This is a genomic window from Kocuria flava (assembly GCF_001482365.1).
Lineage (GTDB): Bacteria > Actinomycetota > Actinomycetes > Actinomycetales > Micrococcaceae > Kocuria > Kocuria flava.
In genome coordinates this window covers 390,541-403,641 of record NZ_CP013254.1, presented here as the reverse complement: position 1 = coordinate 403,641, position 13,101 = coordinate 390,541, and the positions used below count along the sequence as shown (strand labels likewise).

Annotated in this window: 15 protein-coding genes; 8 read left to right on the top strand and 7 right to left on the bottom strand. The window is 75.6% G+C overall.

The window, feature by feature from the left end; translation table 11 throughout:
* Nucleotides 1-50: 50 nt before the first annotated feature.
* On the bottom strand, nucleotides 51-812 hold the full coding sequence (locus AS188_RS01870) for an IclR family transcriptional regulator (protein WP_058857418.1): 762 nt from the start codon (nucleotides 810-812) through the stop codon (nucleotides 51-53).
* Between the two features lie 207 nt (nucleotides 813-1,019).
* Here AS188_RS01870 and AS188_RS01865 point away from each other — a divergent pair, with 207 nt between their 5' ends.
* The gene (locus AS188_RS01865) at nucleotides 1,020-2,405 is read left to right on the top strand and encodes an MFS transporter (RefSeq protein WP_058857417.1); all 1,386 of its coding nucleotides are present in this window, start codon (nucleotides 1,020-1,022) and stop codon (nucleotides 2,403-2,405) included.
* Nucleotides 2,406-2,472: 67 nt separating this feature from the next.
* On the top strand, nucleotides 2,473-2,655 hold the full coding sequence (locus AS188_RS01860; RefSeq protein ID WP_058857416.1) for a PspC domain-containing protein: 183 nt from the start codon (nucleotides 2,473-2,475) through the stop codon (nucleotides 2,653-2,655).
* 6 nt (nucleotides 2,656-2,661) lie between these two features.
* Here AS188_RS01860 and AS188_RS01855 read toward each other — a convergent pair whose 3' ends face one another.
* Together AS188_RS01855 and AS188_RS01850 are read right to left on the bottom strand one after the other, a co-directional pair.
* Nucleotides 2,662-3,759, bottom strand: a complete 1,098-nt coding sequence (locus AS188_RS01855; RefSeq protein ID WP_186815345.1) for an NAD(P)/FAD-dependent oxidoreductase — start codon at nucleotides 3,757-3,759, stop codon at nucleotides 2,662-2,664.
* Nucleotides 3,756-4,703, bottom strand: a complete 948-nt coding sequence (locus tag AS188_RS01850) for an EamA family transporter (RefSeq protein WP_058857414.1) — start codon at nucleotides 4,701-4,703, stop codon at nucleotides 3,756-3,758. Before AS188_RS01850 ends, AS188_RS01855 begins: the two co-directional genes overlap by 4 nt.
* Before the next feature lie 98 nt (nucleotides 4,704-4,801).
* Here AS188_RS01850 and AS188_RS01845 point away from each other — a divergent pair, with 98 nt between their 5' ends.
* Nucleotides 4,802-5,800: a DUF368 domain-containing protein gene (locus AS188_RS01845; protein ID WP_083529154.1), complete on the top strand. Its 999-nt coding sequence runs from the start codon at nucleotides 4,802-4,804 to the stop codon at nucleotides 5,798-5,800.
* A gap of 75 nt (nucleotides 5,801-5,875) precedes the next feature.
* Here the strand turns inward: AS188_RS01845 and AS188_RS01840 are convergent, their stop codons facing one another.
* The 3 genes from AS188_RS01840 to AS188_RS01830 form a co-directional block, all read right to left on the bottom strand.
* Nucleotides 5,876-6,064: a CsbD family protein gene (locus AS188_RS01840; protein ID WP_058857413.1), complete on the bottom strand. Its 189-nt coding sequence runs from the start codon at nucleotides 6,062-6,064 to the stop codon at nucleotides 5,876-5,878.
* Nucleotides 6,065-6,168: 104 nt separating this feature from the next.
* On the bottom strand, nucleotides 6,169-6,657 hold the full coding sequence (locus AS188_RS01835; protein WP_058857412.1) for a hypothetical protein: 489 nt from the start codon (nucleotides 6,655-6,657) through the stop codon (nucleotides 6,169-6,171).
* Nucleotides 6,658-6,699: 42 nt separating this feature from the next.
* A complete protein-coding gene (locus AS188_RS01830; protein ID WP_058857411.1) occupies nucleotides 6,700-7,668 on the bottom strand; it encodes a hypothetical protein in 969 nt (322 codons plus the stop codon).
* Between the two features lie 214 nt (nucleotides 7,669-7,882).
* Between AS188_RS01830 and AS188_RS01825 the strand changes: the two genes are divergently transcribed.
* The 5 genes from AS188_RS01825 (at nucleotide 7,883) to AS188_RS01805 (ending at nucleotide 12,359) form a co-directional block, all read left to right on the top strand.
* The gene (locus AS188_RS01825; protein WP_058857410.1) at nucleotides 7,883-8,146 is read left to right on the top strand and encodes a hypothetical protein; all 264 of its coding nucleotides are present in this window, start codon (nucleotides 7,883-7,885) and stop codon (nucleotides 8,144-8,146) included.
* Nucleotides 8,147-8,235: 89 nt separating this feature from the next.
* Complete coding sequence (locus tag AS188_RS17075; RefSeq protein WP_058857409.1) at nucleotides 8,236-9,264, top strand: hypothetical protein; 1,029 nt, start codon at nucleotides 8,236-8,238, stop codon at nucleotides 9,262-9,264.
* Between the two features lie 101 nt (nucleotides 9,265-9,365).
* On the top strand, nucleotides 9,366-10,421 hold the full coding sequence (locus tag AS188_RS01815; RefSeq protein ID WP_058857408.1) for a YeeE/YedE family protein: 1,056 nt from the start codon (nucleotides 9,366-9,368) through the stop codon (nucleotides 10,419-10,421).
* A 35-nt stretch (nucleotides 10,422-10,456) separates the two neighbouring features.
* The gene (locus tag AS188_RS01810) at nucleotides 10,457-10,684 is read left to right on the top strand and encodes a sulfurtransferase TusA family protein (RefSeq protein ID WP_058857407.1); all 228 of its coding nucleotides are present in this window, start codon (nucleotides 10,457-10,459) and stop codon (nucleotides 10,682-10,684) included.
* Nucleotides 10,685-10,925: 241 nt separating this feature from the next.
* On the top strand, nucleotides 10,926-12,359 hold the full coding sequence (locus AS188_RS01805) for an aminobutyraldehyde dehydrogenase (protein ID WP_058857406.1): 1,434 nt from the start codon (nucleotides 10,926-10,928) through the stop codon (nucleotides 12,357-12,359).
* An 18-nt stretch (nucleotides 12,360-12,377) separates the two neighbouring features.
* On the opposite strand, the gene AS188_RS01800 is transcribed toward AS188_RS01805, so the two are convergent.
* Nucleotides 12,378-13,043 carry a TetR/AcrR family transcriptional regulator gene (locus tag AS188_RS01800; RefSeq protein ID WP_058857405.1) on the bottom strand — a complete coding sequence of 222 codons (666 nt, stop codon included), beginning with the start codon at nucleotides 13,041-13,043 and terminating at the stop codon, nucleotides 12,378-12,380.
* Nucleotides 13,044-13,101: the final 58 nt, after the last annotated feature.

The following is a 13,101-nucleotide window of genomic DNA, read 5'->3' as shown; positions in this document are numbered from 1 at the left end:
CGGGCGCGGCGGACGGTCGCGAGGGTGTCCCGGGACGTCCCGGGGTCGCCTCAGGGGCGGGAGGGCAGCTCCAGGGCCAGGTCCTCGGCGGCCTGCCGCAGCTCGGGCAGGCGCTCCTGCAGTCCCCCGAGGGTGCTGCGGAACAGCGGGGCGGCCAGGGCCACGGCCGCCACGAGCCGCCCGCCGGGGCCGAGCACGGGCACGCCGAGGGCGGCCATGCCGGTGTCGTTCTCCTCCTGCTGCCCCGCCCAGCCCTGGGCGCGGATCCGCTCGACCTGCCGGCTCAGCTCGGCGCGGTCGGTGATCGAGTGCCCGGTGCGCGGGCTCAGGTCGATGCGCCCCAGCAGCTCCTCGCGCACCGGGGCGTCGCTGAAGGCCAGCAGGACCTTGCCCACCGCGCTGGTGTGCAGCGGGCCGCGGTCGCCGGGGTCGGTGGTCGTGCGGAACTGCGGGCCGTCGACCTTGTGCACGGTCAGGAACCGGTCGCCGTCGAGCACCGCCAGGATCGAGCTCTCCCCGGTGCGCTCGGTCAGCCGCTGCAGGATCGGGGCGGCGGTGCCCTCGAAGCCGCGCTGGTGGGCGACCCGCCGGCCGAGCTGGTAGACGCGCAGGCCCAGCCGGTAGCGCTTCTCCCGGGGGTCGTAGGTCGCGAACTCCTCCTCGACCAGGGTGTGCAGCAGCCGGTAGGCCGTGCTGAACGGGTAGCCGGCGTCCTCCGCGACCTGCCCTGCGGTCGCCCCGCCGGGGTGCTCGCCGAGCAGGGTGAGCACGCGCAGCGCCTTGCCGACCGTGCCGGAGCGTTCCGCTGCCATCCGTCGCCTCCTTGACGTCGTGCTGTGACCTGCGTCATCCTAGTATCCACTATACAGCAACCATTGCCAATATGCGGCAACGCGGCCCGGGGGCTCCCCGGACCGCGACGGGGGCGAGGGACGGTCCCGGCGGCGCCGGCCTCCCCGGCCCGCGGGCCCCGAGCCCGCCCCGTGCGCCCCAGGCCCCGACCGGAGGACTCCCCGACCATGAACCCCACCGCGCCCCCGGGCTCCCACGCCAGGACGCCGAAGAAGGCGGCTCTCGCCAGCTGGATCGGCTCGGCCCTGGAGTACTACGACTTCGCGGTCTACGGCACCGCGGCCGCCCTGGTGCTCAACCACCTGTTCTTCCCCGAGGACGCCGCCCCCGGCGTGGCGATCCTGCTGTCCATGGGGACCGTGGGCGTGGCCTACGTGGTCCGCCCGCTCGGGGCCCTCATCCTCGGCCCGCTGGGCGACCGGTACGGCCGGAAGTTCGTGCTGATGCTGACGCTGTTCCTCATCGGCGGGGCGACCTTCGCCGTGGGCTGCCTGCCCACCTACGACCAGGCCGGGATGCTGGCCCCGGCGCTGCTCGTGCTGTGCCGCGTGATCCAGGGGCTCTCCGCCTCCGGCGAGCAGGCCAGCGCGATCTCCGTCTCCCTCGAGCACTCCGACGAGCACCGCCGGGCGTTCACGACCAGCTGGACCCTCCAGGGCACCCAGTTCGGCACGCTGCTGGCCACCGCCGTGTTCATCCCCTTCACCCTCGTGCTCACCGAGGAGCAGCTGTTCAGCTGGGGCTGGCGCGTGCCGTTCTGGCTCTCGGCCGTGGTCGTGGTCGTGGCCTGGGTGATCCGCCGCCGCCTCGAGGAGCCGCCGGCCTTCGAGCAGTCCCGCGCCGAGGTCCCCGGCGAGAAGCCGGCCACCCCGCTCGCGCTGATGGTCAAGCACCACAAGACCGCGGTGGTGCGCATCGCCGCGGCCGCCATGATCAACACCGTCAACGTGGTCTTCCTCGTCTGGTCGCTGTCCTTCGCCACCTCCGTGGTGGGGCTGGAGCGCTCGACCATGCTGTGGGTCTCCGTGCTCGCCAACGCCGTGGCCCTGGCCGTGATCCCGCTCGCCGCCGGCGTCGCCGACCGGATCGGGCGCAAGCCGGTCTTCCTCGCCGGCGTGCTCGGCCCGGCCGTGCTGATGTACCCCTACCTCGCCGCCGTCGCGGCCGGGAACTGGGTGCTGATCTTCCTGTTCGGCGCGGTCCTCTCCGGGTGCTTCTACTCGATGGCCAACGGCATCTGGCCCTCGTTCTACGCGGAGATGTTCCCGACGCGCGTGCGGGTCACCGGCCTGGCCATGGGCACCCAGATCGGCTTCGCCGTCTCCGGCGGGCTCACCCCGGTCGTCGCCTCCGCGCTGGCCGGCGCCGACGGCACGAACTGGCTGGCCGTGGCGGCCTTCGTCTCCGGAACCTGCGCGGTCTCGGCCCTCGCGGCGCTGACCGCGAAGGAGACCAAGGACCTGAGCCTCGCGCAGATCGACGAGCTGCACACCACCCGCACCGAGGCCGCGGACCTGGCCGCCCTCGACCGGCAGCGCGCCGACGTCTCCTGAGCGCCGCCGCCCGTCATCTGCGGCGGCTCCCCGGGGACCGCCCGGGGAGCCGTCGTAGACTCCGGCCATGAGAAGCCAACTCGTGCGTCCCCGCTCCGGCAAGCTGCTCGGCGGCGTGTGCGCCGCCCTGGCGGCACGCTTCGGGCTGCCGAAGTTCCTCGTCCGCCTCGGGTTCGTCGTCTTCGGGCTCGTGGGCGTGGGGGAGCTGGTCTACATCGCCCTGTGGATCATCATCCCGAAGGAGCAGTGAGCCGGTTCAGCCCGCCGCGCGGCCCAGCCGCGCCTCCGGGGCCAGCTCGTCCGGCACCCGGCCCCTGGTCGCCGTGCGGGCCAGGGCCTCGCCCAGCGCCGGCGCCTGCTTGAACAGGTTGTGCCCGGCCACGGCCGTGACCCCGTCGGCCGACCACACGCCCACGCCGTCGTCGCCCCACGGCAGGCGCGTCACCCAGCAGTGCACGTGGTCCAGCGGCTCCGGGACCACCCCCGGCAGGGCCCGCTCCACCCAGCCGACCGTGCGCTCCACGAGCCCGGCCAGCGCGGCCGGGTCGGCGACCCCGCCGTCGGCGGCCGCGCCCGTGGTGTCGCCGAGGCCCACCGACCAGAACCGGTCGCCGGGGTAGGGCGCCGCGTAGACGCCCGTCTCCCCGAAGGCCCCGCTGCCGTCCTGCAGCGTCGGCAGCCCGGCCGCCGCCGCGACTTCCGGGCGGACGGCGAAGCTCACGCGCACGTGCGCGCCGAGCTCGACGGGCAGCTCCAGGCCGGCGCCGCGGGCCAGCGGCGCGGTGCCGCGGCCGGCGCACAGCAGCACGTGGTCGTGGTGGTGGACCCCGGTGCCGGTGCGCACCTCCACGCCCCCGCGCACCGGGCGCACCGACAGGACGTGGTCGGGCACCAGGGCACCCTCCAGCCGGCCGACGAGCGCGCCCACCGCGGCGAGGGTGCGGATCGCCCCGCCGCGCTCGTCGAGCATCGCCGTCCCGTCCCACGGCCCCAGCAGCGGCAGCCGCTCGCGCAGCTCCTCCGGGCCGAGCCGCCGGACGGGCACCTGCGCGAAGGGCTCCAGCACGGCCAGCTTGTCCTCGACGCCCGGGCCGAGGGCCACGGCCCCGGCGGGGGAGACGAGCTCGGTGCCGAACTCCTCCTCCCACTGCGCCCACAGCGCCCGGGAGCGGACCACGAGCGCGACCAGCCGGGTGTCCTCGTGGGCGTGGCGGAAGATCCGCGACTGCCCGGCCGACTGGCCCCCGCCGGGGCCGCCCGCCTCGTAGACCGAGACCTCCGCCCCGAGGGCGCGCACGGCGTGCGCCGCCGCGAGCCCCACGATGCCTGCACCGACCACTGCGACCCGAGTCATGGGTCGAGCCTAGCGGCCTGCTCCGCGGCCGGGTCGGCCGCCCGGGCGGGAGCCGCGCCCCCGCCGGGGGCGTCGTCGGGGGCCTCCGGGGTCCCGCCCACCATGACGACGGCGCTGGCCGCCACGACCAGGCCCATCCCCGCCAGCTGGAGGCCGGTCAGGCCCTGGCCCAGCACGAGCAGCCCGGCGAGTGCGGCCACCGCCGGCTCGAGGCTGAGCAGGATCCCGAACACGGCCGGGGGGATGCTGCGCAGCGCGAGCAGCTCGAGGGAGTACGGCACCACCGAGGACAGCAGGGCGATGCCGGCGCCGGCGGCCAGCACCGGGACGGTGAGCGCCGGCAGCTCGACGGTGGCCAGGCCCGCGGGGGCCACCAGCGCGGCGGCGACCACGAGGGCGACGGCGAGCCCGTCGAGCCGGTCGAAGTGCCGGCCCGCGGCGCGGCTGCCCACGATGTAGGCGGCCCAGCCGGCCCCGGCCGCCGCCGCCCACGCGAGGCCGCCGAGGTCGAGCTCGGCCCACGGGACCGTGAGCGCCTGCGAGATGAGCACGATCCCGGCCAGGGCCGCGAGCACCGCCGTCCCGTCGCGCAGCCGCCGGGAGAGCACCGCCGAGAGCGCCAGCGGGCCCAGGAACTCCACGGTCACGGCCACCCCCAGCGGCAGGGTCGCCAGCGACTGGTAGAACGCGAAGTTCATCCCGGCCAGCGCCGCCCCGAAGAACAGGCCCGCCCGCCAGGCCTCCTTCCCGCGCCCGCGCAGGCGGGGCCGGATCACGGCCAGCATGATCGCCGCGCTCACCAGCAGCCGCACGGTCACGGTGGCGGAGGCGCCGATGAGCGGGACGAGCACCGCGGCCAGGGCCCCGCCGAACTGCACGGAGACGACGGCGGCGAGCACGTAGAGGGTCGGGCGCAGCCGGGCGCTGCGGGCGGGAGCGGTCACCCGTCCAGGGTAGGGGCCGCCGGACCGCCTCCAGCTCCCGCGCGGCGCGCCCCGGTACCCTGGCACCCGCCCCGACCCCCTTCCCCGAGGAGCCCTCTGTGAGCCCGACCCCCGGCCCGTCCCGACCGCCCGGCACCGCCGCGGCGGGCACCGCCCCCGCCCCCGGGCGCCGCAGCCTGCCCGGCAACCTCGTGCGCGGGGCCCTGATCGGCGTCGTCGAGACCGTGCCCGGGGTCAGCGGCGGCACCGTCGCCCTCGTCGTGGGGATCTACGACGAGCTGATCAACTCCGCCGGCCACGTCGTCTCCGCCGGCCGGCGCCTGCTCACGGGCCCCGACCGCGCCGCGGGGCTGCGCGAGCACCTCGCCCGGGTGCACTGGCGGATCGTGGTCCCGGTGGTGCTCGGGATGGCCGCGGCGCTGCTGACCGTGGCCGGGCCCGTCAGCCACCTCGTCGAGACCCAGCCCGTGCTGATGCGCGCGCTGTTCTTCGGCATGGTCCTCGCCTCGATCGGGGTGCCGCTGCGGCTGGCCGGGGGAGGCCTCGGCCCCCGCGCCCTGCTGGTCGTGGCGGCCGCCGCCGTCCTCGCGTTCGTCCTCGTCTCGATCCCGCCGACCACGGTCGCCCCCGCCCCGCTGCTCGTGGTGCTCGCGGCCATGGTCGCGGTCTCCGCGCTGCTGCTGCCCGGGCTCTCCGGGTCCTTCCTGCTGCTGACCATCGGCCTCTACCAGCCCACCCTGCGCGCCGTGGACGAGCTGGACCTCGGCTACCTCGCCCTGTTCTTCCTGGGCGCGGGGCTGGGGATGGTCGTGGTCGTCAAGGGCCTGCAGTGGCTGCTCCACCGCCACCACCGGATCACGATGCTCGCCCTGACCGGGCTGATGCTCGGTGCGCTGCGCACCCTGTGGCCGTGGCAGCTCGAGGACCGCACCCTGCTCGCCCCCGCGGGGGACTGGTGGGTGCAGCTGCTCGCGGCCGCGGCCGGGGCCGCCGTCGTCGTCCTCCTGCTCGCCGTGGACGCCCGCACGCGGGCGCGCACCGGGCACGGCTCCCCCGAGGAGCTCGCCGGGGTGGAGGACCCGGACCCCTCCCGCTGAGCCCGCGCCCCGGCCCCCGCACACGGCAGGACCCCGGAACCGAAGGGTTCCGGGGTCCTGGACGGCGGCGGAGTCTCAGCGGCCGTCGGTGAAGTTCCTGGCCGCGTCCTTGACCTTCTCACCGGTCTGCTTCGCATCGGCCGAGACCTTGTCGGCCTGGCCCTCCGCCTGCAGGTCACGGTTGTCGGTGGCGTCGCCGACCTTCTCCTTGGCGGCGCCGGAGGCCTTCTGCGCGGCGTTCTCCATCTTGTCTCCGATACCCATGGGCACTCCCTCCGTCGGTGAACAGGTCCCTCAAGAGTAGACCCCTCAGCATGCTGAGGGAACAGTCCCGGACCGGTTCGCCCCAGGGCGAACAGCCGGCGGGCTCAGCGCTCGGGCACCTCGAGGCCCGCCGCCGCGAGGCGCTCGCGGGCCCAGTCCGGGATCTTCCGGCCCATCCGCCGGTGGGCGGCCAGGTGGCGGCGCAGGTCCTCGGCGGTCACCGGGTGCGGGGCGTGGACGGGCGGGCGCGGGTCGTCGTCGTGGTGCAGGACCAGCTCCACGACCGGTCGCTCCCACCGGCTCCCCGCGACGCTGACGAGCAGGGTCGCCGACAGCCACGTGCCGTCCACGAGATCGGCCTGCGCGGCCTGCAGCCGGCGCAGGGTCCGCCGCAGGCGCCGGTCCGGGTCCACCGGGTGCACGCGCGTGCCGGCCCCGCGCACCTCGCGGACCTGGGCGCGGACGTCGCGGCCCACGCTGAGCACCTCCAGCACGAGCGCGTCCCACCCGGGCTCCGCCCCGGTCCCGCGCACCAGCCACCGGGCGAGCCGGTCGATGCTCCTGCGCTCGCCGCGGCGCCGCTCTCCGTCCACGGCGCCCACCCTAGCGCCCTGCCCCCGCGGCAGGCGGAGGGGTCACTGGTAGGAGACGAACCAGGGGGCCGGCTCGAGCGCCATCGTCTGCTCGGGCGTGAAGGTCGGGGTGTCCTCGTCGTAGAAGTTCTTCCACGCCAGCCGCATCCCCTCCGGCAGGCCCGCCTTCAGCCGCTCCCACGTGCCGGTCTTCAGCTGCGGGGTGCCGTGGCCGTCGGCGTGCAGCAGCAGCGCCAGCTCGGGGTGCGAGGTGTCGACCAGGTGGCGGTCCGTGATCATCGACTCCGCGAACTGGTGCAGCACCACGACCTTCTGCGGCAGCCCGTGCTCCCGGGTCAGCCCCGCCAGCCACTCGGTGGTCGCGTTGATCTCGGCGGCGTCCACCGAGCCGATCTGCACGAGGTGCACCTGGTCCGGGGCCAGGCGCCACTCGGGGTCCAGGGCCAGGCCCACGTTGGGCATCCGCAGCAGCTCCTCGTACTGGCGGGCCTGGCTGAGGAAGTCCTGGCGGCCGGGCTGGAGGTCGAGCACCACGTAGACGCCGTTCGCCGCGGCGGTCTCCACGAACGGGCGCAGCTCCTCGACCGGGGTCTCCTCGGAGTAGTCGCCGTCCGGGCCGGGAGCGGCCGAGGCGGTCGAGGCGATGATCTCGAACGCGGGCACGACCGGCTCCTCGCTGAAGGGCTCGTACTGCGCGGCGAGCTCCTTCGCGCGGACCGCGGAGGCCTCGGCGTCCTGCTCGCCCAGCACCCCCAGCGCGGAGTTGCCCGGCCGGCCGTAGAGGGCCACCATGCGCCGGCCGGGGAAGACCTCGGTGCCCCCGCCCACCAGCTCGGCGGCCTCCTCGGGGGCGGGCGTCGGGGTCGCGGGCGGCGGGGCCGACGACGACGGCGCCGCGGTGGCGTCCGCCCCCGTCGCGGACGGGTCGCCGCCGCCCGCGGCGCAGCCGGTGAGGGCCAGCGCCGCGGTCAGGACCACGGTGAGCAGGGGAGAGGTGGCTGCGCGCGTCATGTCGGTTGTCCTGGGGTCCTGGGGGAGACGGGAGGGGCTGGGCCCAGCCTACGCAGGGGCCCGCGCCCCGGCGGGGGCGGTGGGGCCCGGCACGCCGGGACGCCCCCGACGTTCGGCTCCCGTTGACCGCGTGGTCACGCGGCCGGGGGAGACCGGTCACCGGTGGCGGGCACGCTGATCCGGACACGATCCCCCGTTCCCGGAAGGACTCCCCGTGCCCCCGTACCTGCGCACTCTCGTGGCGGCCGGCGCCGCCGCCCTCCTCCTGTCCGCCCCGCAGACCGCCGCCGCGGCCGGGGCCGAGCTGGGGCAGCCGCTGCCCCGAGCCCACGCCGAGGGCCACCGGGTCCGGTTCTGGGCCACGAACGACATCGCGGGGCCGGCCCGCGAGAACCTCTGGACCGAGCTGCGCGCCGCCGGGGTGGAGCACATCAACACGGACGACCTCGCGGGCCTGCAGGAGTTCCTCGCCGGCTGAGCCGGCTGAGCCGGCGGGCGCGCCGCCGTCGCCCGGGACGTTTACCATGGGGAACAGATGTCGTCCCGTTCCCCGGAAGGCCGCACCCCATGGCGCGCTCGTTCAACCCGCCGCCCGCGTGGCCGCGCCCGCCCCGCGGCTGGACCCCGCCGCCGGGCTGGGAGCCGGACCCCTCCTGGGGCCCCGCCCCGCCCGGCTGGCAGTTCTGGGCCGACGACGACGCGCCCGTCCCGCACGGCGCCGGCCCCTGGTCCGCACCGGCGGCCGGCGCCCACGGCGCGCCCGTGGTGCCGGGCCCCGGTGCCGCGGGCCCCGGTGCGCGGGGCCGCCGCCCGGGCCGGCTGCTGCTCGGGCTCGGCGCGGTGGGCCTGCTCGTACTCGGCGCCGGCGGGGCCGCCGTGGTCGGGGCGCTCGCCGGGGACCGCGACGAGGTCGCGGCCGGCTCGGGGTGGGCCGCCCCCGCGGATCCCGGTGACCCCGCCGGGCGGGCCCCGGCGGCGGCGCCGGAGGTGCCCGGGGACGCCGTCGAGATCGGGGCGCCCCCGCCCGTCGAGATCCTCCGCGGCGAGGGCGGGGAGCGCTTCGACCTGCCCCGCCCGGACGGCACCGACCGGCCCGTGCTCGCGAGCACCCTGCGGGCCGGCTCCGGCTACGTGTGGTTCGAGGGCCACGACGAGGACGGCGAGCTCAGCGAGGTCACCCCCGTGCCGGAGCCGGGGCACGAGGCGGTGTTCCTCGTCGACGACTCCCGGGACTCCGCGCGCACCGAGCGGATGGAGGCCCAGGCCGAGGACGGGGAGTCCTGGGAGTTCCGGGTCCACGACCTCGAGGACCTCACCGCGGTCGACGAGGTCCGGGCCGTCACCGGCACCGGGGCGCGCGTGTTCCGCTGGCGCGCCGGCCAGGCCCACGTGCTGGCCTCCTCCTCGGGGGAGGCCAACTTCGTGGTGACCACCCGCCCGGTGCGCCCGGACGACGAGCACCACGGCGACCTGCTCGTCAACGAGATCGGCGCCGTGGAGCGGGCCACGACCCTGCCGGACGCGGACGTGTGGGTGGTCGTCGAGGCCGACGGTCCCTGGGCGATCGTCCCCCAGGCCGGAGGGGGCCGCGGCTGAGCGGTCGATGACGTCACAGTTGGCGGCGACCCAGCTCACTGTGCTACGTCGCATGACGTCCGGCTGGAGTCGTGCGGGGGGCGGAGGCCTATCGTCGCCGGGTGCTCATCTCAGGTCTGATCATCGGTGCCGCCCTCGGGTTCGTCCTCCAGCGCGGCCGTTTCTGCGTCACCGGCGCGTTCCGCGACGTCTGGATCGCGAAGAACACGTGGTGGCTGTCCGCCTTCTTCGTGGCCATCGCCGTCCAGGCGGTGGGCATCTGGGTGCTCGACGCCCTCGGCGTCATCACCCTCGGGGCCTCCGCCTTCCCCTGGCTGGCCACGATCGTCGGCGGCTTCATCTTCGGCTTCGGCATCGTCCTCGCCGGCGGCTGCGCCACCGGCACCTACTACCGCGCCTCCGAGGGGCTCGTCGGGTCCTGGTTCGCGCTGATCTTCTACGCGCTGTTCGCGGCCGTGTCCAAGTACGGGCCCCTGGCCGGGGCCACCGAGGCCATGCGCGGGGTCACCGTCGGCACCCAGGGCTCGATCCACGAGACCCTCGGGATCTCCCCGTGGCTGCTCGTGCTCGTCCTCGTGGCGGTCGCCGGGGTGTGGGCCCGCCACCACCTCACCAAGCCGCGGGCCAAGTTCGCGACCCTCCCCCCGGAGAAGACCGGCCTCAACCACCTGCTGTTCGAGAAGTCGTGGAACCCCTTCGCGACCGCGCTCGTCCTCGGCGCCATCGCGATCATCGCCTGGCCCGCCAGCTGGGCCACCGGCCGCGAGTCCGGCCTGGGCATCACCACCCCCTCGGCCAACATCACGAACTACCTGGTCACCGGCGACGTCGAGCTCGTCGACTGGGGCGTGTTCCTGGTCCTGGGCATCCTGATCGGCTCGTTCGTCGCCGCCAAGGGCTCGGGCGAGTTCAAGCTGCGCGTCCCCGACGCGCAGACGATCGTGCGCTCCATCGGCGGCGGCGCCCTCATGGGCGTCGGCGCGGCCTGGGCCGGCGGCTGCACCATCGGCAACGCCCTGGTCGCCACCGCCGCGTTCGAGTGGCAGGGCTGGGTGAGCTTCGCCGTCATGATCCTCGGCACCGGGGCGGCCGCCAAGCTGTTCATCGCCCCGCGCAAGAAGACCGCCGCCCCCGGGCGCGTGCCCGCCGGCGTCTGACCCCCGTCCCGTCCCCACCCCAGGAGGAACCCCTCATGGCACAGCACGTCCTCGAGACCGACGGCCTCGTCTGCCCCTTCCCCGTCGTCGAGGCCAAGGCCGCGATGGCCGAGATGCCCGCCGGCGACGAGCTCGTCATCCACTTCGACTGCACCCAGGGCACCGAGGCGATCCCGCGCTGGGCCGCCGAGAACGGCTACCCGGTCACCGAGTTCACCAAGCGCGGCGCCGCGGAGTGGTCGATCACGGTCCAGAAGGCCTGACCCCGCCCCTTCTCGCGGGATCCCGTCGCGCCCCCGAACCCCCACGCCGCTGCGGCGTGGGGGTTCGCCGTTGCCGTGGGGTCTCGCGCCCAGGGGCGGGGCGGAACGGAAGGGCAGGGGGAAGGGGAAGGGCCGGACGGGGGAGGATGTGTGGCGGGACACACCCCGGGGTACTAAAATGAATGGCACTCATTTACAGTGGGCGGCAGCCCCGCGCCCGCCCCGCAGAGAGGACCCCACCATGAGCGACGTGCTCCAGAACTACGTCGACGGCGCCTTCACCGACGCCCACGGCACCGGCCGCCTCGACGTCGTCGACCCCGCCACCGGCACCGCGGTCGCCGTCTCGCCGGTCTCCGACGCCCAGGACGTCGACGCCGCCTTCGCCGCCGCCAAGCAGGCCTTCCGGACCTGGAAGCGGACCACGCCGGGCGAGCGCCAGCGGCTGCTGCTGCGCCTGGCCGACGCCCTCGAGGAGCACAGTGCCGAGCTCGTCGAGGCCCAGCACCGCAACACCGGCCAGCCCCGGCAGATGATCGCCGACGAGGAGGTCGCCGCCGGTGCCGACAGCCTGCGCTTCTTCGCCGGCGCCGCCCGCACCCTCGAGGGCAGGGCCGCCGCCGAGTACCTGGGCGAGCACACCTCCTACGTGCGGCGCGAGCCTCTCGGCGTCGTCGCCCAGGTCACCCCGTGGAACTACCCGCTGCTCATGGCGCTGTGGAAGCTGGGCCCGGCCCTGGCCGCGGGCAACACCGTGGTGCTCAAGCCCTCCGACACCACCCCCGAGTCCACGCTCGTGCTGGCCCGGCTCATCGACGGGATCCTGCCGGCCGGGGTCGTCAACGTGGTGCTCGGCGACGCCTCCACGGGCGCGCTCATGGCCGCGCACCGCACCCCGGCGATGGTCGCGATCACGGGCTCCGTGCGGGCCGGGCGCGCCGTGGCCACGGCCGCGGCGGGCAACCTCACCCGCGCCCACCTCGAGCTGGGCGGCAAGGCCCCCGCCGTCGTCTTCGCGGACGCCGACCTGCCCGCCGCCGCGCAGGCGCTCGTCGAGTTCGGCACCTTCAACGCCGGCCAGGACTGCACCGCGGTCACGCGCGTGCTCGTCCAGGACAGCGCCCACGACGAGTTCGTGCGCCTGCTCGCCGAGGCGGCCCGCGGGATCGTCACGGGCCGGGCCGACGACGCCGAGAACTTCTACGGCCCGCTCAACAACGCCGCCCACTTCGAGACGGTCTGCCGCAAGCTCGCCGAGCTGCCCGCGCACGCCACCGTGGTCACGGGCGGGCGCCCCGTCGAGGGCGCCGCCGGGTACTTCTTCGAGCCCACCGTGGTCACCGGCGTGCACCAGGACGACGTCCTGGTGCAGGAGGAGACCTTCGGGCCGGTGCTCACCGTCCAGTCCTTCGCCACGGAGGAGGAGGCCCTGGAGCTGGCCAACGGGGTCGACTACGCCCTGGCCTCGTCCGTGTGGACCACCGACCACGGCACCGCGATGCGCGTCTCGCGCGAGCTCGAGTTCGGCTGCGTGTGGGTCAACACCCACGTCCTGCTCGTCGCCGAGATGCCCCACGGCGGGTCGAAGAGCTCCGGCTACGGCAAGGACCTCTCCCTGTACTCCCTCGAGGAGTACACCCAGGTCAAGCACGTGATGCACGCCCTCGACGTCTGAGGGGCGCCCGGCCGGGCCTCAGTCCCGGCCGGCCGCCAGGCGCGCCCGGAAGCCCTCGAGCATCGCACCCAGGCCCACGTCGAAGGCCCGGTCCGCGGCGGCCCGGGGGTCGGCCGGGCGCGCCCGGGCGGAGCGGGTGAACACCGGGGCGAGCTCGGCCCGGTCGCCGGGCTCGAAGATCTCGGCGGGCGCGGTGGCGTCGTAGGCCGAGCCGAAGACGAACGACTCCACCGCCACGACGACGTCCACGACCGTCCCGCCGGCGAAACCGGCCTCGGCCAGCCCGCGCGCGACCGTCTCGTACATCCGCAGGGTGTGCGGGGAGTCGGCGACGGGCAGCACGGCCATGACCGGGATCATGGCCGTGTGCTCCGCGTAGCAGTCGCGGTAGGACCGGGCCCACAGCTCGAGGGCTCGGTCCCAGGGCAGGGTCCCGAAGCCGGAGCAGTCGATGCCGTCGTTGATCCGGTCCTGCACGCGGATGAGCACGTCGCGCTTGGACGGGGTGTGGTTGTACAGCGCCGAGGTCGAGACCTCCAGCTCCCGGGCGAGCCCGGTCATGGTCAGGTGCCGGTAGCCGCGGGTGCTCACGATGCGGATCGCCGCGTCCGTGATCCGCTCCGTCGAGAGCACGGGGCGGCTGGGGCGCCCGCGCCCGCGGGCGGGGGGTGCGGCAGGGGCCACGGTCGGGTCTCCTCCTGGGGTCGGGCGTCGTGGGCCGCGGGCGGCAGCTCGCGCGGCG

Coding starts and splice junctions, on each gene's coding strand:
- AS188_RS01840 (WP_058857413.1), bottom strand. CDS start 6,064: ATGGGTATCGGAGACAAGATGGAGAACGCCGCGCAGAAGGCCTCCGGC.
- AS188_RS17075 (WP_058857409.1), top strand. CDS start 8,236: ATGGCGCGCTCGTTCAACCCGCCGCCCGCGTGGCCGCGCCCGCCCCGC.
- AS188_RS01855 (WP_186815345.1), bottom strand. CDS start 3,759: ATGACTCGGGTCGCAGTGGTCGGTGCAGGCATCGTGGGGCTCGCGGCG.
- AS188_RS01830 (WP_058857411.1), bottom strand. CDS start 7,668: ATGACGCGCGCAGCCACCTCTCCCCTGCTCACCGTGGTCCTGACCGCG.
- AS188_RS01810 (WP_058857407.1), top strand. CDS start 10,457: ATGGCACAGCACGTCCTCGAGACCGACGGCCTCGTCTGCCCCTTCCCC.
- AS188_RS01865 (WP_058857417.1), top strand. CDS start 1,020: ATGAACCCCACCGCGCCCCCGGGCTCCCACGCCAGGACGCCGAAGAAG.
- AS188_RS01805 (WP_058857406.1), top strand. CDS start 10,926: ATGAGCGACGTGCTCCAGAACTACGTCGACGGCGCCTTCACCGACGCC.
- AS188_RS01860 (WP_058857416.1), top strand. CDS start 2,473: ATGAGAAGCCAACTCGTGCGTCCCCGCTCCGGCAAGCTGCTCGGCGGC.
- AS188_RS01870 (WP_058857418.1), bottom strand. CDS start 812: ATGGCAGCGGAACGCTCCGGCACGGTCGGCAAGGCGCTGCGCGTGCTC.